Origin of the sequence: Tsukamurella sp. PLM1, assembly GCF_023168325.1 — a bacterium.
Lineage (GTDB): Bacteria > Actinomycetota > Actinomycetes > Mycobacteriales > Mycobacteriaceae > Tsukamurella.
Map to the genome: position 1 here is coordinate 1397446 of NZ_AP025688.1, position 21075 is coordinate 1418520.

Annotated in this window: 15 protein-coding genes and 4 pseudogenes; 5 read left to right on the top strand and 14 right to left on the bottom strand. The window is 73.0% G+C overall.

The window, feature by feature from the left end; all coding sequences use genetic code 11:
- The first annotated feature begins 101 nt into the window (after nt 1–101).
- Nucleotides 102–647: a single-stranded DNA-binding protein gene (locus MTP03_RS07325; protein WP_248491408.1), complete on the top strand. Its 546-nt coding sequence runs from the start codon at nt 102–104 to the stop codon at nt 645–647.
- Here MTP03_RS07325 and MTP03_RS07330 read toward each other — a convergent pair.
- Both MTP03_RS07330 and MTP03_RS22640 read right to left on the bottom strand, forming a co-directional pair.
- Nucleotides 641–1285 (bottom strand): cation:proton antiporter, encoded by a 645-nt coding sequence (locus MTP03_RS07330; protein WP_256465273.1) that lies wholly within the window; start codon nt 1283–1285, stop codon nt 641–643. The two genes, MTP03_RS07325 and MTP03_RS07330, sit on opposite strands and share 7 nt — an antisense overlap.
- Nucleotides 1183–1626: a cation:proton antiporter gene (locus tag MTP03_RS22640; protein ID WP_256465274.1), complete on the bottom strand. Its 444-nt coding sequence runs from the start codon at nt 1624–1626 to the stop codon at nt 1183–1185. Before MTP03_RS22640 ends, MTP03_RS07330 begins: the two co-directional genes overlap by 103 nt.
- Nucleotides 1627–2090: 464 nt before the next feature.
- Here MTP03_RS22640 and MTP03_RS07335 point away from each other — a divergent pair, with 464 nt between their 5' ends.
- From MTP03_RS07335 to MTP03_RS07345, 3 genes and pseudogenes are all read left to right on the top strand, one after another.
- Nucleotides 2091–3500: an MFS transporter gene (locus tag MTP03_RS07335; protein WP_248491409.1), complete on the top strand. Its 1410-nt coding sequence runs from the start codon at nt 2091–2093 to the stop codon at nt 3498–3500.
- Nucleotides 3497–4657, top strand: coding sequence for a uroporphyrinogen-III synthase (locus MTP03_RS07340; RefSeq protein WP_248491410.1), 1161 nt, complete (start codon nt 3497–3499; stop codon nt 4655–4657). The genes MTP03_RS07335 and MTP03_RS07340 overlap by 4 nt, the downstream gene beginning before the upstream one ends.
- Nucleotides 4654–5381: pseudogene (locus tag MTP03_RS07345) on the top strand (sirohydrochlorin chelatase). The gene MTP03_RS07340 and the pseudogene MTP03_RS07345 overlap by 4 nt, the downstream one beginning before the upstream one ends.
- A gap of 28 nt (nt 5382–5409) precedes the next feature.
- Here the strand turns inward: MTP03_RS07345 and MTP03_RS07350 are convergent.
- Together MTP03_RS07350 and MTP03_RS07355 are read right to left on the bottom strand one after the other, a co-directional pair.
- Nucleotides 5410–6042 carry a hypothetical protein gene (locus tag MTP03_RS07350; RefSeq protein ID WP_248491411.1) on the bottom strand — a complete coding sequence of 211 codons (633 nt, stop codon included), beginning with the start codon at nt 6040–6042 and terminating at the stop codon, nt 5410–5412.
- A gap of 13 nt (nt 6043–6055) precedes the next feature.
- Nucleotides 6056–6460 carry a hypothetical protein gene (locus MTP03_RS07355; protein ID WP_248491412.1) on the bottom strand — a complete coding sequence of 135 codons (405 nt, stop codon included), beginning with the start codon at nt 6458–6460 and terminating at the stop codon, nt 6056–6058.
- Nucleotides 6461–6507: 47 nt separating this feature from the next.
- Between MTP03_RS07355 and MTP03_RS07360 the strand changes: the two genes are divergently transcribed.
- A complete protein-coding gene (locus MTP03_RS07360; RefSeq protein ID WP_248491413.1) occupies nt 6508–6723 on the top strand; it encodes a hypothetical protein in 216 nt (71 codons plus the stop codon).
- Nucleotides 6724–6771: 48 nt separating this feature from the next.
- Here the strand turns inward: MTP03_RS07360 and nirD are convergent, their stop codons facing one another.
- From nirD to MTP03_RS23505, 10 genes and pseudogenes are all read right to left on the bottom strand, one after another.
- A complete protein-coding gene (nirD, locus tag MTP03_RS07365; RefSeq protein ID WP_248491414.1) occupies nt 6772–7179 on the bottom strand; it encodes a nitrite reductase small subunit NirD in 408 nt (135 codons plus the stop codon).
- Nucleotide 7180: 1 nt separating this feature from the next.
- Nucleotides 7181–9707: pseudogene (nirB, locus tag MTP03_RS07370) on the bottom strand (nitrite reductase large subunit NirB).
- A gap of 96 nt (nt 9708–9803) precedes the next feature.
- Nucleotides 9804–10400, bottom strand: a complete 597-nt coding sequence (locus MTP03_RS07375) for a molybdenum cofactor guanylyltransferase (RefSeq protein WP_248491415.1) — start codon at nt 10398–10400, stop codon at nt 9804–9806.
- A pseudogene (locus MTP03_RS07380) lies at nt 10387–14300 on the bottom strand (molybdopterin-dependent oxidoreductase). The gene MTP03_RS07375 and the pseudogene MTP03_RS07380 overlap by 14 nt, the downstream one beginning before the upstream one ends.
- Before the next feature lie 120 nt (nt 14301–14420).
- Nucleotides 14421–15296, bottom strand: a complete 876-nt coding sequence (locus MTP03_RS07385; RefSeq protein WP_248491416.1) for an ABC transporter permease — start codon at nt 15294–15296, stop codon at nt 14421–14423.
- Entirely contained in the window at nt 15293–16177 is an 885-nt protein-coding gene (locus MTP03_RS07390; protein ID WP_248491417.1) for an ABC transporter ATP-binding protein, read from the bottom strand. Before MTP03_RS07390 ends, MTP03_RS07385 begins: the two co-directional genes overlap by 4 nt.
- Before the next feature lie 310 nt (nt 16178–16487).
- On the bottom strand, nt 16488–18152 hold the full coding sequence (locus tag MTP03_RS07395; RefSeq protein ID WP_371820915.1) for a thioester reductase domain-containing protein: 1665 nt from the start codon (nt 18150–18152) through the stop codon (nt 16488–16490).
- Nucleotides 18086–19027 (bottom strand): annotated as a pseudogene (locus MTP03_RS22645) (AMP-binding protein); the annotation flags it as partial. The gene MTP03_RS07395 and the pseudogene MTP03_RS22645, both read right to left, overlap by 67 nt.
- Nucleotides 18925–19725 (bottom strand): AMP-binding protein, encoded by an 801-nt coding sequence (locus MTP03_RS23500; RefSeq protein WP_371820960.1) that lies wholly within the window; start codon nt 19723–19725, stop codon nt 18925–18927. The pseudogene MTP03_RS22645 and the gene MTP03_RS23500, both read right to left, overlap by 103 nt.
- Nucleotides 19668–20921, bottom strand: a complete 1254-nt coding sequence (locus tag MTP03_RS23505; protein ID WP_371820961.1) for a condensation domain-containing protein — start codon at nt 20919–20921, stop codon at nt 19668–19670. The genes MTP03_RS23500 and MTP03_RS23505 overlap by 58 nt, the downstream gene beginning before the upstream one ends.
- Between the last annotated feature and the right edge of the window lie 154 nt (nt 20922–21075).

Sequence of the window (21075 nt, forward strand, 5' to 3'; positions counted from 1 at the left end):
AGGGCCCGCCTCGAACGCCGCTCCGGGCGGGCCTGCGGCGCACACTCGTCACCGACGACCGGGATTTCCCGGCCGCACCGGATTCGACGAGGAGGGGCGTCATGCCCGGAGTGTTCATTTTCGCCGCAGGCAATGTCACGAACGATCTGACCTACCGCCAGTCCGACAAGGACCCGCGGCACGACTTCCTGAGCTTCACGATGGCCGCGAACAACGGGTTCTGGGAGGGCGAGAGCTGGCGGCAGACCAGCACGGTGTGGCTCAACGTCAAGGCGTTCGGCGCGCTGGCCCGCAACGCGCGCGGCGTGATCGCCAAGGGCCGCCCGGTGATGGTGCACGGCGAGCTCAAGCACGAGACCTTCGACGGCACGGACGGGCACAAGCACAGCTCGCTCGACCTCAAGGCCGATGCCATCGGTCTCAACCTGCGGATGTGCGCGGCCCAGTACGTGGGCAAGGAGCAGACCCGCGTGCTGCCGCCGGTCCCCGGGGTCGACGGTGCCGTCGGCGCCGGACCGGACGGGGCTGGCGGGGGCGCCGGCTTCGGCGCGGCCTCCGATGTTCCGCCGGGCCCGGCGCCGGAGCCGGGCGACGAGCCTGCCGCGGAGTTCGAGGCCCTGCCCGCCGATCCGGTGCCGGCCTACTGACCGCTCGAGGCGTCCCCGGTCGTTGCTCTCTCGGCAGCTGCCCGACGGTGCGCTCGCCGGTCGCGGCCGGCGATGGTGACGGGGACGCCGACGGTGTGCAGGACGATGCTGCCGAGCACGACCAACACGGCGACGGTCAACGTCAGGTTCGCGACGGTGCCCTCGGGCAGCGTGTTGAACGCGATCAGGGCGAACACGATGGTGGAGGTGCCGCGCGGCCGCAACCACCCGAGCGCGAGCACCTGACGCGCGGGCAGGCCGCTGCCGGCCATCGCGAGTCCGATCGGAATCACCCGTGCCACGGTCAGCGCGACGAGTACGAACAGAGCGATCCGCCAGTCGACGCCGTCGCTCAGGCCCACCATCGCCACGGCGCCGAACACGAACCACATGCCTGCGGCGAGGACGAAGCCCGCGTCGTCGGTCAGCTCGACGTCCAGTTCAGTGCGGGAGCCGCGCCGCAAGTGGTAGACGATGCCGCACACGAACGCGGCCACGAACCCGTTGCCGCCCAACCCGACTGCCAGCGCGTACGTCAGGAGCGGTGCCGCGAGCACGACGAGCCGCACGGCACCGTCGGCGAGGAGGCCGGCGCGTTCGCAGTAACCGACGGCGGTGGCGATCGCGAGACCGAGAATCGCACCGACCGCGAACGCGATCGCGGCCTGCGGGGCGGCGGCGAGCAGCGCGGGCGCGGCGTCGTCCCGCGCGCGCCCGGCCCCGCCCAGTACAGCGCGAACAGGAACACGGGCGTGACCAGGCCGTCGGTGTAGCCGGACTCCACCGTCAGGATGTCGCGTACCCGCGCGGGCACCCGGCGGTCGCGCAGGAGCGCCGGTGCCGAGGCGAAGTCGATGGGGGCGATCACGCAGGCGATCAGTAGCAGCACCGGCCAGCCGAGGTGCGGCAGCAGGAGCCATCCGAAGAACAGCGAGAGGGCCAGGCCGACCGGGAGGCCGATGAGCAGCGACCGGGCCACCAACCGGGGTGACGTCCCAGTAGCGAACCCCGCACGTCCGTGGCGTCCACGAACAGTAGAACCGCGAGAATGATCTCCGCCGTCCGCTGTGCCGCTCCGGTGCTCACGGCCTCGGCGATGGCGCCGTGGGCTCCGAACCCCACGGCGCCGCCCGCCAGCACCATCGCCAGGGGCGCGGAGACGCCCCACCGGTCCATCCGGCGCGACAACAGGCACCAGGCGACGAAGGTCGTCGCGGCGGTCAGGACGGCCGGAATCACTCGGCGATTATCTCCCGCGGGCGCTGCGTCGCAGCTCACGCCGCACCGTCGGCGGCAGTCGCGGTCGGGTCGGCGGCTCACGACGGTCCCGGCGCGGCCGTGAGGACGAGTTCACCGGTCGGACACGGGCCGCATCGGGGCCGCAACATCCACTCCCTACGTTCGACGGCAACACATCGTCGAGGCACCGGGAGGGCAAGGGACATGGCGCGTTCACACACCATCACCGAATGGGACCCGGAGAACCGACAGCAGTGGGAAGCGGGTGGCGAGCGGATCGCGAAACGGAACCTGCTGTGGTCCGTCGTCGCCGAGCACGTGGGCTTCTCGGTCTGGTCCCTGTGGTCCGTGATGGTCCTGTTCATGCCACAGGACGTGTACGGCCTCAGTACGGCCGACAAGTTCCTCATCGGCGCCACCGCGACGCTGGTCGGCTCGTGCCTGCGCATCCCGTACACCCTGGCCACCGCCCGGTTCGGCGGCCGGAACTGGACGATCTTCAGTGCCGTGGTGCTCGCGGTGCCGGTGGTCGCGACCCTGGTGATCCTCGCGAATCCCGGCCAGCCGCTGTGGACGTACCTGACGTGCGCCGCGCTCACCGGTTTCGGCGGCGGCAACTTCGCCTCGTCCATGACGAACATCAACGCGTTCTTCCCGCAGCGGCTCAAGGGCTGGGCGCTGGGCCTCAACGCCGGCGGCGGCAACATCGGGGTGCCGGCGGTGCAGCTCGTGGGGCTCCTGGTGATCGCCGCCGCCGGCAACCGCGAGCCCTACTGGGTGTGCGCGGTGTACCTCGTCCTGCTGGCCGCGGCCGGTATCGGCGCCGCGCTGTACATGGACAACCTGCAGGTCCCCACTGTCGATACCGCGGCCATGCGGGCCGCCGCGAGAGACCGGGACACCTGGATCGTCTCGTTGCTCTACATCGGCACGTTCGGCTCGTTCATCGGCTTCTCGTTCGCCTTCGGCCAGGTGCTGCAGGCCACGTTCCGGGCCGGCGGGGAGACCGCCGCCCAGGCATCCCTGCACGCGGCCCAGATCGCGTTCCTCGGTCCGCTCCTGGGTTCCCTCAGCCGGGTCTACGGCGGCAAGCTCGCCGACCGGCTCGGCGGCGGCCGGGTGACCCTCTCCGTGTTCGCGGGGATGATCGCCGCCGGCGGTGTCCTGATCGCCGCGGCCACCACCGCGGGTTCGGCAGCGCCGTCCGGCGCGGTGATGGCGGCCTACGTCCTCGGCTTCATCGCGTTGTTCCTGCTCAGCGGCCTCGGAAACGGGTCGGTGTACAAGATGATCCCCTCGATCTTCGAGGCCAAGTCCCGCTCGATCGACGCCGACGAGGCCACCCGGACGCACTACTCGCGGGCGATGTCCGGCGCGGTGATCGGCATCGCCGGAGCGATCGGCGGCCTCGGCGGCGTCGGCATCAACCTGGTGTTGCGCGCCTCGTACCAGGCGCACGGCACCGCGACGATCGCGTTCTGGGTGTTCGGCGCCTTCTACGTCCTGGCCGCCTTCGTGACCTGGAAGGTGTACGTGCGTACGCCCGCCCCGAGTGGCCGTGGGACGCTGGAGGGCACGCACCACGACGATGCGCTCGTCGCCGACACCCGATGACCGCCGCACAGAAGGAGCAGGATCCGATGACCGAGGCGCCCTCCCGCCCCCTCCTCGGATTCACGGTGGCCGTGACCGCCGCCCGCCGCGCCGACGAGCTGAGCACCCTGCTCGAGCGGCGCGGCGGTGCCGTGCTCGCCGCACCCGCGATCGCGATGGTCCCACTCGCGGACGACGAGCGTCTGCGGGCCGCCACCGACGAGTTGATCGCGAACCCGCCCGACCTGCTGGTGGCGACCACCGGCATCGGGTTGCGCGGTTGGCTCGAAGCGGCGGAGGGCTGGGGCGTCGCCGAGGGTCTCCTGGCCGCGCTGGCCGCCGGCCGGGTCATCTCCCGCGGGCCGAAGGCCACCGGAGCGCTGCGCGCCGCGGGCCTGCGCGAGGAGTGGTCGCCTCCGTCGGAATCGTCCGCCGAGGTGCTCAGCCACCTGTCCGGCACGGATCTCACCGGCTGTCGGGTCGCCGTCCAGCTGCACGGCGCGACCGACGCGTGGGACCCGAACCCCGGCCTGCTCGACGGCCTGCGGGCCCTCGGGGCCGAGATCGTGCCGGTCCCCGTCTACCGCTGGGAACGTCCGGCCGACCTCGCGGGCCTGGACCGGATCGTGGAGGCGATCGCCACCGCCGACGTCGACGCCGTCACCTTCACCTCGGCGCCCGCCGTGGCGTCCGTCCTCGAGCGCGCCGCCGACCTCGGGCTCGACGGTGCGCTGCGCGCCGCCCTGTCCGGCCCCGTCGTCCCGTACTGCGTGGGCCCGGTGACGGCGACGCCGCTCGACCGGCTCGGGATCGCGTCCGTGACGCCCGAACGCATGCGCCTCGGCGCGCTCGCCCGCCTCGTGGAACAGGACCTTCCGGAGCGCCGGCCGGACCGATCGCTCGCGGGGCACACCGTCGGCGTGCGGGCGCGCGGGGCCGTCGTCGACGGTCGCGCGCGCGAGCTGACCCCGACCTCGATCGTGTTGCTGCGCATCCTGTCCCGGGAGCCCGGCGCCGTCGTCTCGCGGGACGAGTTGCTCACCGCGCTCGGTGGCGACGATCCGCACGCCGTCGAGGCCGCGGTCGCGCGGCTGCGCGCCGGACTCGGGCACAAGGAGATCATCGCGACGGTGGTCAAGCGCGGCTACCGCCTCGCGGTCGACGAGGTGCACGAATGAGTACGCTCCTGGTCGCGCACGGCACCCGCAGCGAACACGGCGTGGCGATGGTCGGTGATCTCGCCGCCGCGATGTCCGCGCGCCTGGACGAGCGGGTGCGGGTGGCCTTCGTCGACGTCCTCGGCCCCACGCCCGGTGAGGTGCTGGCACGGCTCGATCGCCAGCCCACCGTCGTGGTGCCCGCGTTCCTGTCCAGCGGCTTCCACGTGCGCCACGACCTGCCGCGGGAGGTCGCGCAGTCCGGGCACAGCGCGGTCACGGTCACGCCCGCCCTGGGGCCGTCTCCCGAGCTCGCCCGGGCCATGCTCGGCCGGCTGCTCGAGGCCGGTTGGCAACACGGCGACGCCGTGGTGATGGCCGCCGCCGGCACGCGCGACGTGCGCGCCAGGGCGAGCTGCGCCGCACCGCAGCGGCTCTGTCCGCGCTGGTGGGCCGCCGGGTGTCGATCGCGTTCGCCGCGCCCAGCCAGCAGAGCGAGGGCTACCCGGGCGTCCCGGAGGTCGTCTCTCGGGTCCGGTCCGACGGTGCGCGGTCCGTCGCGGTCGCCTCGTACCTGTTGGCGGAGGGCCTGTTCCAGCAGCGTCTCCGTGAATCGGGGGCCGACGTCGTGGCGGAGCCGCTGGGGCTGCACCCGTCGGTCGTTCGCCTCGCCTGCTCGCGCCGCCGCCTCGCCGGAATCGCGGCCCCGGGCGGGCATCGTCCGAACATCTCCGTGACCACCTGAGAGAACGGCGGCGCAGGTTCGCCGACGATCAGAGGAACCGGTGCGCGATGAACACCGCGGTCCAGAGCAGGACGCCGAGTACCGCGAGGACCAGGGCCAGTAGAGCGAGCACTGGACCCTTGCGCGGGCGGTGGTCGCGTGCGCGTGCCGCTTGCGGCGACGCGGGAGTGTCGCCGGCGACGGGCGTCAGGACCTCCGCCAGCGCCCGGGCGAGATCGGCTGCGGACTGGAAGCGGAACGCGGGATCGCGCGACGTCGCCCGCGTGAGCACCGCCTCGAGGCCCGGACCGAGGTCGGGACGCGCCTGCCGGGCGTTCGCGATCCCGAAGGAATTCGGCGTGGAGCCGGTGAGCAGGGTGTATGCCGTGCTGGCGAGTGAGAACACCTCGGAGCGGGCGTCGGGCGGCGAGCCGGCGAAGACCTCCGGTGCGGCGTGCGCGCCGGTGTCCGGGACGTTCCCGAGCGCCGCGGCATCGATCATCGTCACACTTCCGTTCGGCCGGAGTGCGATCGCCGCCGGACTCAGCCGGCCGTGCGGAACCCCTGCGGCCACGCGCCCGTCGATGTCGGCCGCCACCGACGAGACCACGTACGCGACCTGGTTCGCAGCAAGGGGGCCGGTCGCACGGATCCGGGTGGCGAAGTCTTCAGCGTCGGTCATCGTGGTCCGGCGATCAGGATCCGCTGAGGAACAGCGCCATGAAGCCCGCGGCGACGAGCACCACCAGCAGCAGGAACACGATCGGCAGCGCGGCCTCCGGCACCTCGAAGCGCCGCTCCCGCTGATTCACCGGCGCGGCCGTCTGCACCGGCCCCCGCCCGGGAGCCGCCGGGGCCGCCGCGGACAGGGCCGGAGCCGGCACGGGCTGCTCGACCGCGTCGAGCGCGGCCGTCAGCGCCGCCGCGTACTCGGCGGCCGAGGCGAATCGGGACTCGGCCCCGCGGGCCGTGGCGCGGGCGAGGACACCGTCGACCTGGGGCAGGAGGTCGGGGCGCGCCCGCCGCACCGTCGCGAACCCGTACGGGTTCGGGGGATGGCCGGTGAGCAGCGAGTAGGTGGTGCTCGCGAGCGAGAACACCTCCGAACGGATGGTGGGCGGCTCGCCCCGCGGACCTCGGGCGCGGCGTGGGCGCCCGCCTCGGCGGGGTCGGGCGTGTCAGTCAGGTGGACGGTGTCGTCCGCCGCCAGCCGGAGCGCCCCGGGGCTGATCCGGCCGTACGGAGCGCCTGCCGCGGCGCGGGCGTCGATATCCGGCGCCACGGCGTTCACCAGGAACTGGACCTGCCCCGCCGCGAGCGGACCGTGCTCGTGCAGCCGGATCGCGCCGTCGCCCTGACCTGACATCGCATGCTCCTTCACGTCGTCGGGAGCAGACTAGACGCCTTGCGATCACACACTGAGCGGGCGTGCCCGGAAGCCGAACCGTACCTCGGGTGAGTTGGCGACGAAGACGACGCCGTCCAACGAGATCCGCACGTCGTACACCGGAATCGAGACGCCGGGCGAGTCCAGGCAGCGCCCGTCCAGCAGGCTGAACGCCTGCTTCTTCAGCGGCGACTGCACCACCGGGAAGCCGCCGCGGTCGCCGACGATACCGCGCGACAGCACGGCGGCGCGACCGATCGGATCGATGTTGCCGACCGCACGGATGCTGTCGTCGGCCAGCCGGAACAGGGCGACCTGGGCACCGTCGGGCAGCAGGACCGCCACGCCGCGCAGGGGCTCGAGCCGGTCGGCGGGGCAGGCCGCGGTCCAGTCGCGGGTCCAGCGGTGCAGATCGAAGGGGACGGCGGTCACGTCAGGAGTCCTTCCGCGTCGAGAGGGTGGGCGTGCCGAGGAGGACGGGCACCTTGCGGCCGTTCTTCTCGCCGAAGTCCACGGTGGGGTCCGGGGCGCCGGGCGCGTTGACGAACGAGACGAAGCGCGACAGCTTGTCGGGATCGTCGAGTACGCCCTTCCACTCGCAGCCGTAGCCGTCCACGTGCCGTGCGACGGTCGCCTCGAAGTCGGCGTTCAGGCCCAGCGCGTCGTCGATCACCACGGCGCGCAGCCGGTCCATGCCCCCTCGAGGCCCTCGACCCACGAGGCTGTGCGCTGCAGCCGGTCGGCGGTGCGGATGTAGTACATGAGGAACCGGTCGACGTAGCGCACCAGCGTCGCCGAATCGAGGTCGCCGGCGAGCAGCTGGGCGTGCCGCGGGGTCATGCCGCCGTTGCCGCCCACGTACAGGTTCCACCCCGATTCGGTGGCGATCACGCCCACGTCCTTGCCGCGCGCCTCGGCGCACTCGCGCGCGCAGCCCGAGACACCCATCTTGATCTTGTGCGGCGACCGCAGGCCGCGGTACCGCAGCTCCAGGTCGATCGCCATCTGCACCGAGTCCTGCTGGCCGTAGCGGCACCAATCGCTGCCCACGCAACTCTTCACAGTGCGCAGCGACTTGCCGTAGGCCTGCCCGGACTCCATCCCCGCATCCACCAGGCGCCGCCAGATCATCGGCAGCTGGTCGACGGTGGCCCCGAACATGTCGATCCGCTGGCCGCCGGTGATCTTGGTGTAGAGCCCGAAGTCGCGGGCGATCTCGCCGATCACGATCAGCTGCTCCGCCGTCACGTCGCCGCCCGGCATCCGCGGGACCACCGAGTACGTGCCGTTGCGCTGGATGTTGGCGAGGAAGTGGTCGTTCGAATCCTGGAGGGACGCCTGCTCGCCGTCGAGGATGTGGTCGGAGCTGGTGGACGCGAGGATGGACGCCACCGTCGGCTTGCACAGGTCGCACCCGGTGCCGGTGCCGAACCGCTCGATGAGCCCCGAGAACGTGCGGATCCCGCTCGCCTGGACCAACTCGAACAGCTCGGCCCGCGACTGGGAGAAGTGCTCGCACAGCGACTTCGAGACGGTGACGCCCTCGGCCTCGAGCAGCTGCGACAGCAGCGGCACGCACGAGCCGCAGGAGGTGCCGGCACCGGTGCAGCCCTTGAGGTCGGCCACGGTGCACGAGCCGTCGGCGATCGCGCTGCACAGCGTGGCCTTCGTGACGTCGTTGCACGAGCAGATCTGCGCCTCGTCGGGCAGGGCGCCCACGCCGATGGCGGGCGCGCCGTCGCCGGCGGGCGCGATCAGCGACACCGGGTCCCCGGGCAGCGTCGATCCCACGAGCGGCCGGAGCACCCCGTACTGCGACGCGTCGCCCACCAGCACGCCGCCGAGCAGCGTCGACGCGTCGTCGGACAGCACGAGCTTGGCGTAGGTCCCGCCGATCGGGTCGCTGACCACCACGTCGAGCGCCCCCGGCGTGGTGCCGAGCGCGTCGCCGAACGAGGCGACGTCCACGCCGAGCAGTTTGAGCTTGGTCGACATGTCGGCGCCGGGGAACTCCGCGTCCCCGCCCAGCAGCCGGTCGGCCACCACCTCGGCCGTGGCGTAGCCGGGGCCGACGAGGCCGTAGCAGCGGCCCTCGATCGCGGCCACTTCGCCGATCGCGAAGATCGCGGGATCGAAGTGACGCAGCCGAGGTCGGTGAGCACGCCGCCGCGTTCGGCGACGTCCAGGCCGCCGGCGCGGGCCAACTCGTCGCGGGGGCGGACGCCCGCAGCGAACACCACGACGGCGGCGTCGACGACGGAGGAGTCCTTGAGCGTCACGGCCAGCCCGCAGTCCGCGGCGTCGATGGACGCGGTCCCGGAGGAGAGCGTGATGTCGATCCCGAGCGCGCCGATCATCCGCGCCAGGTGCTCGCCGCCGCCCGAGTCCACCTGCTGCGGCATCAGTCGCGGGTTGACCTCCACGACGTGGGGGCGCAGGCCCAGGGTGCGGAGCGCGTTCGCGGCCTCCAGTCCGAGCAGGCCGCCGCCGACCACCATGCCGACGGCGCCGGCGTCGCGGGCCAGCGCGGCGTCCGCGTCGGCGCGGATCGCGTCCAGGTCGTCCAGGGTGCGGTAGACGTGGCAGCCGGGCAGGTCGTGCCCCGGCACCGGCGGCACGAAGGCGTACGAGCCGGTCGCGAGCACGAGCGCGTCGTAGCCGACCGCACCGTGTTCGGTGGCCACCGTTCTCGCGTCGCGGTCGATGCCGGTGACGCGCTCGCCGAGGCGGACCTCCACGAGCGGATCGCCCGCGTAGTCGTTGCCCGCGAGGGCCAGTTCCGCACGGTCCCAGGCGCCCACGTACGACGAGAGTCCTACCCGGTCGTACGCGGCGTCGGCCTCCTCGCCGAACACCACGACCCGCCACGCCCCGCCCTCGTCGCGGGCGCGCAGCGCCTCCACGAACCGGTGGCCCACCATTCCGTGGCCCACGACCACGACCGTCTTCGTGGCACCCATCGCCGTCTCCTCTCGTCGTTCGACTCGATGCCACGACGGTAGGAAGGCGGTGTTGCCGGATCTGTGCGCGCGGATTGCCGCGCCGTCACGCAATCCTCACCGACGGTGCGCGTGCCGCGTGCGCGCGCGGCGGAGGTCCTCCGGGGTGTCCACGTCGCCGGTGTCCACCCGCAGCCGCGGCGCGTCGGCGGGGACCACGACGCGGATGGGCCGCCCCGCCGGATCGCCCGCCGCGGCGAGCGCGGAGCGCAGGGCCGCGGCGTCCCAGACCGCGAGGAGGTACTGTGCGCGCCCCGCGAGATCCTCGGCCAGCGCGACAGGCGCTCCCGTCCGCGCACGCAGCCCGGCCAGGGCCTCGACGGTGCCGCGGTCGATCTCCGGCAGGTCGGACGCGAGCACGGCGACCACGCGCACATCGTCGGGGAGGGAGGCGATCCCGGCGGCGATCGCGGCGAGCGGGCCCGTGCCGGGTGGGTCCTCGCGCACCACGCGCACGCCCGGCGGTACGGCGCGCGGCGGGCCGACGACGATGGTCCGCGCACCGTCGACCGCGTGGAGCGCGACGTCGAGCAGCCGCACCCCGCCCACCACCTGCTCGGGTTTGTCCAGGCCGAGTCGGCGGGACCGGCCGCCTGCGACGATGATCGCCGCGTCGAAGGACGCGGCGGGGGCATCGTCGTCAGTAGACGTCACGCACGTATCTCCGTTCCGCCGAGAGCGCCGCCACGTACGCGTCCGCGCTGCGCGGGGCCATGTGGCCGTGTTCGGCGACGATACCGCGCAGCGCCTCGTCCACGTCGCGGGCCATGCGGGCCGCGTCGCCGCAGACGTAGACGTGGGCGCCGCCGCGGATCCATTGCCAGAGCTCCGCGGCGTGTTCGCGCATTCGGTCCTGCACGTACACCTTGCGCGTGCCGTCGCGGGAGAAGGCGGTGTCGAGGCGGGTGAGCACGCCGTCGCGCTGCAGCTCCGCGAACTCGTCCCGGTAGTAGAAGTCGGTGGCCTCGTGCTGCTCGCCGAAGAACAGCCAGTTCGGTCCCGTCGCGCCGCTGCGGGCCCGATCGTGCAGGAAGCCGCGGAAGGGCGCGATTCCCGTGCCCGGGCCGATCATGATCGCCGGCGCGTCGGGGTCCTCCGGTGGCAGGAAGCCGCGGGTCGGCTGTACGAAGACGTCCACTTCGCCGTCCGTTTCCAGGCCCGCGAGGTGCGTCGAGCAGACGCCGCCGCGACGGAGCCCGTCGTGCTCGAAACCCACCACGGAGACGGTGATCGAGACGCGGTCGGGGTCCTCGCGCGGGCTCGACGAGATGGAGTACAGCCGCGGGGTGAGCGGCCGCAGTAGCGCATCCCACTCCGTCGGATCGGCCTCGATCGGGTGCGCGGCGAGCAGGTCGAGCAGCTGCCGGCCCCACGTCCACTCGGCGAACGTCGTGGGCTCGTCGAGGATCTCGCGCAGCTCGTCGTCGATCGCGCAGCGGTCCGCGACGAAGCGCAGCAGCTCGGGGGTGATGCGGGTGAGGTCCTTGCGGTCCAGGCCGGCGGTGTCGGGGTGCACGCCGGTGCGGGCGCAGAACTCCTCGATCACGGCTCCCGAGTTCACGGGCCGTATCCCGAGGGCGTCGCCGGCGCGATAGGGCAGTGCTGCGGACGGAAGCTCGAAGGTGAAGCGGCGCACGTCCTTCGCCGATTCCTTCCCCGAGAGCCGCTCGGAGTCCAGCAGCCGCGTGCGCAGCGGGTGCGTGCGGGAGTACCCCGCGGGCTCCGGCGCGGTCGGCGGGGGCGGCGCGCAGCCGGGATCCAGCGCGGTCACCACCGCGCCGAGCCAGGCCGCGGCGGTGTCGGCGTAATCGGGCTCGCACGAGGCGCGGGCCGCGAGCCGGGCGGCGCCGAGGTGTTCGAGCCGGGCGTCGAGCTTGCGCGCGAAGCCGCAGAAGTCGGCGTACGACGGGTCGCCGAAGCCGAGGACGGAGAACCGCAGCTCGCCCAGGTCGCCGGGTTCCGCGGCCGCCAGCGCGTCCCAGAGGGCGACGCCGTTGTCCGGTGCCTCGCCGTCGCCCGTCGTGGCCACGAGGAAGAGCACGGTGCCGGTGAGGTGCGCGGGCGAGACCTGCTCGGCACCTGCGATCGTCGCGGTCAGTCCCGCGGCGCGCAGGGCCGCGGCGCAGTCCGTCGCGTAGGCCTCGGCGGTGCCCGTCTGCGACGCCCAGACGACGGTCACCGTCGTCCCCGCGGTCCGCGTCTCGGCGGGCGCCGCGCCGTACACGCCCGCCAGGACGCCCTCGAGCCAGGCGCGGGCGATCGGGGCGAGCGGGGCGTCGCCGGGCACCGTCGGCACGCCCGACGGTGGCGCGACGCTCAGGCCCGCGAGCAGGCCGCCGAGGTAGCCGGACGCCTCGGCACTGAGCTCGCCCGGGCCGGAGACGTACGGCGCGAGCGCCGCCGCGAGCGGCGTCGAGGAGACGTCGACGGGGCCGGGCGGGTCCGCCGGGACCGGGGTCAGCGCGACCGCGCTCACCTTGAACTCCGGCTGCAGTGATTCGGGGTCGACGGCGTCGTTGGTCACGGCGTTCACGGCCACGTCCTCTCGGAAGGCGTCGGCGAAGTGCATGGGGGCGAAGCAGACTCCAGGCCGGACGGCGTCGTCGACGGCCACCGGCAGGGTCGCGCCGCCGCGCCGGCTTGAGACCCGCACCTGCGACCCGGCGGCGAGGCCGAGGCGGTCCGCGTCCTCCGGGTGGAGTTGGAGGAAGGGCTCCGGGTTGAGCCGGTTGAGTTTCGCGACCCGCCCCGTCTTCGTCATGGTGTGCCACTGGTGCGCGAGGCGACCGGTGGTGAGGATCAGCGGGTACTCGTCGTCCGGCAGTTCGGCGGGCGGCATGTAGGGCCGGGGGAGGAAGCGGGCTCGGCCGGACGGAGTGGGGAAGACGGGGCCCTGGTCGGGGTTCTCGGGGTCGAGGTAGCGGATCGGGTTCCGCGCGGGCCCGCCCGGCGCGGCGGGCCACTGCACGGGGCCGCCGGCGAGTCGTGCGTGGTCGACGCCGCGCACATCCCAGCCGGTGCGCGGATTGTGGAAGGCCCTCAGCTCCTCGAAGACCGCCGCGGCATCGGGGTAGTCGAAGTCCGCGCCGTGGCCGAGCTCGGCGGCGATCAGGCAGATCAGCTTCCAGTCGGGGAGCGCTTCCCCGGGCGGGGGTGTCGCGGCGGCGGTGCGGGTGAGGGACCGTTCCGAATTGACCATCACCCCGTCCGTCTCGGCCCAGAGCGCGGCGGGCAGCACGACGTCGGCGTATTCGGATGTCTCCGTGCCGGTGTACGCGTCCTGCACGACCACCAGCTCCGCGGACCGCAGGGCGTCGATCACGGTGGAGCGGTTCGCCATCGACGCCACGGGGTTGCTGCAGATGATCCAGGCCGCCTTGATGGTCCCGGCCGCCAGTTCCCGGTACATCTCGACGGTGCCCTGTCCGGCCTCGGCGCGGATCGTCCCGTCCGGCAGGCCCCAGAGGTCCTCGGCGCGGGCGCGGTCGTCGTCATCGAGGACGGACCGCTGGCCGGGGAGGCCCGGGCCCATGTAGCCCATCTCGCGGCCGCCCATCGCGTTCGGCTGGCCGGTGAGGCTGAACGGGCCCGAGCCGGTACGGCAGATCGCGCCCGTCGCAAGGTGCAGGTTGCACAGCGCGATCGTGTTCCAGGTGCCGTGCGTGGACTGGTTGAGCCCCATGGTCCACAGGCTCGTCCAGTTCGCGGCGCCGGCGATGAGTTCGGCCGCGCGTTCGATGTCGGCAGCGACGAGTCCGGTGATCTCGGCGACCCTCGCCACTGGGTAGTCCTCGAGGAAGGCGGGCATCGCGGACCAGCCCTCGGTGTGGGCGGCGATGAACTCCCGGTCCACGGCGCCGCGGTCGACGAGGAGCGCGAGCAGACCGTTGAGCAGCGCGAGGTCGGTGCCCGGGCGGATCGGCAGGTGCAGGTCGGCCTTCGCCGCGGTGGCGGTGCGACGGGGGTCGACCACGATGAGCTTCGCGCCAGCCTTGACGCGGTCCATCATCCTCAGGAACAGGATCGGGTGGCAGTCCGCCATGTTGGCGCCCGTCACCAGGAAGACGTCGGCGTGGTCGAGGTCGTCGTAGCTGCCGGGCGGTCCGTCGGCGCCGAGGGACTGCTTGTAGCCGGTTCCCGCGCTCGCCATGCACAGCCGGGAGTTGGACTCGATCCACTTGGTGCGCAGGAAGCCCTTGGCGAGTTTGGTCGCGAGGTACTGCGCCTCCAGCGTCATCTGCCCGCTCACGTACAGCGCGATCGCGTCGGAACCGTGCGCGTCGCGGATCTCCCGCAGCCGCCGACCCGTCTCCGCGATCGCCTCGTCGAGCCCGACGGGGCCGCGGGCCGCGGCCCGGTCCGTGCGCAGCTCGGCGCGTGCCTGCCGCCGCCCGCGGCGAGCAGGTCGACGGTGGTGGTGCCCTTCGTGCACAGCCGCCCGCGGTTCGCGGGGTGGTGCTTCGTACCGACGGAGCCGGTGACGGCACCGTCGCGCACCTGCAGCGTCAGGCCGCAGCCCACCCCGCAGTACCCACACACCGTCTCGATGTCCATGCGGCCACGGTGCCCGCGCCGTGTTTCCGGGGCGGGCCGAATTGTTACGGCGGCGTCACCTGCTCCGCGTTCGAGGCGGTACCCGCCTGTGAGCCCCGATCCCCGGCGTCGGCGGACGGCTCAGCCGATCCTGCGGCCGATGCGCCAGGCGCCGAGCAGGACGAAGACGAGGAACAGGCCGGCGAACACCACCCAGACCGCCCCTTCCGGGGCCTGCGCCGACGCGATGTAGGGCAGGAGTCCGTATTCGTCCTCGATCGTCGCGCGGGCCTGGTCCGACGCGCCGGCGAGGGCGTCGATCGGGGCGCTGGTGAACGGGCCGCGCATCAGGGTGGCGGCCTGGTTCAGCGGGAGCACGTTCATGAACGTCACGACGCCGCTCGGCAGCGCCCCGACGGTGATGTAGGCGCCGGCGAGGAAGCCGCCCGCCGTGCCGACGATGGTCGCGACCGAGGTGAAGACGCCGGTCGAGCCGATGAACGTGACCACCAGGCTCCAGATCGCAGAGAACAGCAGGCAGAACCCGATCAGCTGGGCGAGCGCCTGCGCGAAGGCGCCCACCGACAACGCCGCCGAGTGGACGACGCCGAGATAGACGTCGGCGATGACGAAGACCGCGGTGCTCAGCGCCACGGACACCACGAAGGCCCCGAGCAGGTAGCTCAGGATCATCTGGAGGCGGCTGATCGGCGAGACCAGGAAGTCGCGGAAGACGTTGCCCACCCGGTCGTTCACGAAGACCACCAGCGCGGACAGGCTCGTGGTCGCAGTGGTGATCATGACCAGGTTGGCGATCACCCAGGAGTAGACGAAGGCGTCGACCTCGTCGGCGTTCGCGGTGGGCAGCGACTGCTGCAGGGCGTCGGTCTGGACACCGCCGAGGAACGCGGAGAACAGCACGAACAGGATGATCGGCGAGAGCAGCGAGAAGAACACTGCCGCGGGATCGCGGAAGAAGACGACGACGTTGCGCCGGGTCAGGTTCAGGAGCGTCATCGTGCACCGCCGCGAGTGATCGCCAGGAAGACGTCGTCCATCGTTCCGTGCCGGAACTCGAAATCGGCGACGTCGGAGTCGAAATCGCGCAGGATCGCCATGGCTTCGCGGCTCGATTCGACGGTGACCCGCCGCTCGAGCCCGGCGCGCGTCGCGCGCGCCCCGAAGGTCGCGTCGAATCGGCGCGGATCCCGTAGCGTCACGCGCAGCTCGTCCTTGGCGTGGGTACCGCGCAGTTCGGTCGGGGTCCCGGCGGTGACGATCCGACCGTGATCGATGATCGCGATCCGGTCGGCGCGCTCCGCCTCCTCCATGTAGTGGGTGGTGAGGAAGACGGTGAGCCGCAACCGTTTCTGCAGGTCCAGGATGGTCGACCAGACACGGTCGCGAGAGTCCGGATCGAGCCCCGTCGTCGGCTCGTCGAGGAACAGGATGCGGGGCTGGTGGATCAGGGCGCGGGCGATGTCCGCGCGCCGCTTCTGCCCGCCGGAGAGGGCCTTGTACCGGCGGGTGAGGAACTCCTCGAGCCCGAGTAACGATGAGAGTCCAGCGATCCGCTCCTTCGCCGTCGTCGCGTCGACGCCGTAGAACGTGGCGCGCAGAGCCAGGTTCTCCCGCACGGTCAGCGCCGGATCCAACAGGGACTCCTGGAAGACCACGCCGATCGCGCGCCGGATGTCGAGGTCCTGCCGGCCCACCTGCATGCCCGCGACGTGGATCGCGCCGGAGGATACCGATTTGAGCGTGGTGATGCAGCTGATCGTCGTCGACTTGCCCGCGCCGTTGGTGCCGAGGAAGGCGAAGGTGCTGCCGCCCGCGACGTCGAAGGAGACGCCGTCCACGGCGCGCACGTCGCCGTAGGTCTTGACCAGGTTCCGCACGCTGATGGCCGGCGGGGCACCTGGTCCGGCGGCGGGCGCTCGGGGGCCTCGGGGCGCGGGCCGGACAGGCGGGGGTGGCGGGACGGCCGCAGGCGGCACCGGCCTCGGGGGAGCCGCGGGGAGGGCCGCCCGTGCCGCGGGCAGCGCCGGGCGCGCGACGGGCAGGGGCCGCGACGCGGTGACCGACGGCGCGACGCGCGCGTGCGTACGGGGAACGTGGGCGGATTGCCGGGCGGCGCGGGGGTTCGGCGACGCCGCTCGCGGAGCGTGGTCGTCGTCCGTTCCACCGGGCCGCGCGGTGACGTCGCGCTCATGAGGCCGCGCTCTCCGGGAGGTCCAGGGACGACGGCGCCGGCAGGTAGCCGCAGTCGATGAACCACTCGAAGTAGCGGCGCAGTAGCGCACCGTCGATCGGGGGACAGGAGATGCCGCTCCCCGCCAGGCCCTCCCGCACGTTCGCGTCGTCGAACGTCGCGTCGGGCATGTTGTCCAGCGGCGTCGCCGACAGGAACGGCGCCAGCGCGGCGGCCGTCTCGTCGCCCTCGCGCTCGGCCAGCTCCGCCGCGCGCTCGCACCACTGCGCGAACGGCAGCTCCTCTCCGGCGTAGCCGAAGTCGGACATCCAGCGCACCAGGTCCGGCACCGCCACCGTCTCCGGCGAGACGACGTGGAACGTGCGGCCCGCGAGGTCGTCCTGCCCCGCGAGGCGGGCGATCGCGCCGACGACGTAGTCGATGGGCGTGATGTCCGTCGACATGTCCATCGTCGGGGCCGCGCCGAGGGCGACGCCGAGCCGGATCGTCTGCCAGAGGAAGTCCGAGCGCTGACACGCGCCGGTCCGGCTGTGCCCCGCGACGCGGCCGGTGCGGTACACGTACGTCGGCACGCCCCGCGACCGCGCCTCGAAGACGAGTTGCTCGCCCACCCACTTGGACTGGGTGTACCCGAAGGTGAACCGCGGGTCCTGCACGGGGCTCCGATCGTCTTCGGCGAAGACGGTGTCCTGTGGGTAGGAGAACCGCGAGAAGACGTAGGTGGTCGAGACGAAGTGCACTGGCTTGACGGGGCCGTCGCACGCGAGCGCCAGGACCTGCACCGTGCCGTCGACGTTCGCGGACTTCAGGGTGGCGTAGGGCCGCAGGAAGTTCACGTCGGCGCCGCAGTGCACGATGCCGTCGGCGGTGGCCGCCAGGTCGGACCAGGCCGAATCGGTCAGCCCCAGCCGCGGTCGGGTCAGGTCGCCGGGCACGGCGACGATCCGGCCGGCGTGGTGCTCGTCCCAGATCCCGTAGTCGCGCATCGTCGTGCGGATCCGGTCGAACCCCTCCTCGGGTGACCCTGCTCGAACCAGGCAGTGCATGGTCGCCGACGTCGTGGACAGGAGCTCGGCCAGGAGGAACGCGCCGACGAAACCCGTCGCGCCCGTGACGAAGAGGTGCCGCGGGTTGGTGGCGCTCCGCACGGGCGCGCCCGGCGCGGGCCGGATGTCGTCGGGGAGGACGACCTCGTCGGCGAGGACCAGACTGCTTTCGAAGCCCGCGCCGCCCTGCTCGAGGATCGCCGCGAGCCGTTCGATGGTGAGCTCGCCGGCGAACAGCGCCGGCAACGGCACCACCCGGCCGAGCTTCTCCCGCACCCGGAAGACCAGCTTCGTCGCGAGCAGTGAGTGCCCGCCGAGGAGGAAGAAGTCGTCGCGGACGCCGGGAGCGGTGCGCAGCGACAGCAGGTCGGTCCAGATCGCGGTGAGATCGCGCTCCAGGTCGGTGCGGGCGGCGACGTACTCCGTGCCGCTCGCGGCGGCCGGGCCACGGGCGCACCGCCGCGGGCGGCGAGCGCCTTGCGGTCGATCTTGCGGTTCGGGGTCAGCGGGAAGGCGTCGACGACTGCGAAAGCGCTCGGCACCATGTACGGCGGCAGGGTCTCCCGCAGGCCCGCGAGCAGGGCACCGGTGTCGCCCAGCTGTTCCGCAGAGCACTCGAGGAATGCGGTGACCGCGGTCCCGCCGGCGTCGACCGCGGCGATCGCGCGGACGCCCGGCAGGGCGGTCTCGAGCGCGCTCTCGATCTCGCCCAGTTCGACGCGGAAGCCGCGGACCTTCACCTGGGTGTCGATCCGGCCGCCGAACTCGATCCGCCCGTCGCGGAACCGGCGCACCAGGTCGCCCGTCCGGTACGCCCGTGCCGGAGTCTCTCCGGCCAGCTGCACGAAGCGGTCGGCGGTGAGCTCGGGCCGGTCGTGGTAGCCGAGCGTCACCCCGTCGCCGACGATGCACAGCTCGCCGAAGACGCCGTCGGGGACGGGCGCGGCGGTGGCGTCGGCGACCACGATGCCCGTGCCGCGGATCGGGTGTCCGATCGGGATCGCGCCCGCGGCGACGTCGGCGTCGGTGACCCGGTGCACCGTCGACCAGATGGTGGTCTCGGTGGGGCCGTACATGTTCCACAACTCGTCCGTGCCGGCCAGGAGGCGGCCCGCGAGCACCGCGGGCATCGCCTCGCCGCCGCACAGCGCGCGCAGTCCGCGGGTGCCGGTCCAGCCGGCGTCGAGCAGCAGGTGCCACGTGGTGGGGGTGGCCTGCATGACGGTCACCGCGTGCTCGTCGAGCAGCGCCGCGAGCCGGTCGCCGTCGCGGGCGTCGTCACCGTCGGCGATGACGACGCGCGCCCCGGCGGCGAGCGGGAGCAGGAGTTCGAGGATCGCGATGTCGAACGACGGGCTCGTGACGGCCAGGAGCGTGTCCGCGGCCGTCATGCCGGGCTCGGCGCGCATCGCCTCGAGGAACGTGACCACGTTCCGGTGCGAGACCCGCACGCCCTTCGGGCGTCCCGTGGATCCGGACGTGTACAGCATGTACGCCGTTCGGGTCGCGGGATCCTCGTCGGACGGTGCCGGGCAGGCCCCGCCGGGGCGTCCGCGACGTCGAGCCAGGGGAGGTCGAGGCCCGGCACGTCGGCCAGGTTCTCGGCGGTGGTGATGAGCGCACGAATGCCGGCGTCGGCGCAGATGAACTCGAGGCGCTCGGCGGGGTAGGCGGGGTCGAGTGGCACGAAGGCGTAGCCGGCCCGGAGCGTCGCGAGCATGGCGATGATGACGTCCGCCGACCTCGGCAGCAGCAGCCCCACGGGCGTCTGCGGCGGGGCGTCGAGGCGCTCCGCGATCCGGGCGGCGAGGCGTCCGACGCGGGCGTCCAGCGCGGCGTAGGTGATCCGCTCCGGTCCGGCGACGATCGCCGTGCGGTCAGCGGCGCCGGGCGCCGCGGCGAGGACGTACTCGTCCAGCGCGGCGGTCGCGGGCTGTGCGATCGGCGGCTCGACCGCGAGCGGCACCGTCGACAAGGGCAGCGTCGAGATCGACCGTTCCCCGGGGGAACCGGGTGCGGTCAGCGCGTCGAGCACCGCGACGAAGCCGTCGATCAGCGCGTCGGCCGTCTCCTGGTCGAACAGGTCGGCCGCGACGTCCAGGGTGCCCGACATCGTCGTGGGCGTGGTGGTCACGTTGAGCAGGACGTCGAACTTGGCGCAGCCGTTGTACAGGTCGCGCAGCTGCATCTCGGCGCGCTGCGGTCCTCCTGCATGTTGAGGATCGCCTGGAACAGCGGCGGGCGCGCGGGGTCGCGGCCGAGATCGAGCGCCGAGAGCACGCGGTCGAAACGCGCGTCCTGGTGGGCGAAGCCCTCGCGGACCTCGGCGTTCACCTGCGCGAGCAGCTCCTTGACGGTCCGGTCCTCGCCGAGCGTCACCGGCAGCGCGAGTGTGTTGAGGAACGGGCCGATCACCCGCTCGGTCCCCGGCCGGGAACGCTGTGCGACGGGGACGCCGACGACGACCCGGTCCTGCGCCGCCCACCGGGACAGGACCGTCGCGTACGCGCAGAGCACGGTCACGAACGGGGTGACACCGTGCTCGGCGCTGAACGTCCGGACGGCCGCGGCCCGCTCGGCGCTCAGCGCGAACTCCGTGCGGCGGCCCCGGTAGCCCTGGCGGGCCGGCCGGGGACGGTCCGTCGGCAGGGTCAGCGCGGCGGGCGCGTCGGCGAGCCGTTCCGTCCAGTACGCGATGTCCGTGGCGTCGGCGTCCGCCTCCGCGTGCTCGCGCTCCCACAGGGCGACGTCGGCGTACTGGAACGGGACGTCGGGCAGTTGTTGCAGCCGGCCGACCAGGCGTCCGGTCGCGAGCCGGCCGAGCTCGGCGAAGAGGATGCCGGTGGAGTAGCCGTCCGCCACCATGTGGTGCAGCGTGATCTGCACCCACGTGCCGCCGGAGGTGCTGCGCGCGAGCGTCGCCCGCAGCAGCGGCGCCCGCGCGATGTCGAAGGGCGTCCGCGCGTCCTCGTCGAACCGGGCCCACATCGGCGCCTCGTCGATCCCGTCGAGGAACGCGACCTCGGGCCGCTCGGCGGGCGCGATCCGCGCGACCGGCTCGCCGTCCTCCATGCCGAACCGGGTGCGCAGCACGGGGTGCCGCTCGATCACTTCGGCGAGGCAGTCGGTGAACACGTCGTGCGGAACGTCGATCGGCAGTCGCGCGACGCCGGACATGACGTGCATCGTCGTGCCGGGATGGAACTGCTCCAGGAACCACATGTTCTCCTGGGTGGCCGAGAGCCGGACGGCGTCGCCCTCGCGCACGCGGGGCGTGATCGGCGGCGCGGCCGGCGCGGTCGACGGGGCCCTGCCCAGCCGGGCCAGGAGCGCACGCCGCTGGGTGGGGCTCAGTGCCGCAAGGCGGTCTTCGATCTCGGTCATCGGGGCCTCCGGCGTTCGGTTCGGTGGTCTCGGACTCGGCGAGCAGGGCGGCGACCGCGTCGTCGTCCAGGTCGGCCAGCAACGCGGCGAGGTCGTCGACCTCGGCGTCGGGTTCCGCGTCGTCCGACGGCATGTCGAGGGTGGCGAGCAGCTC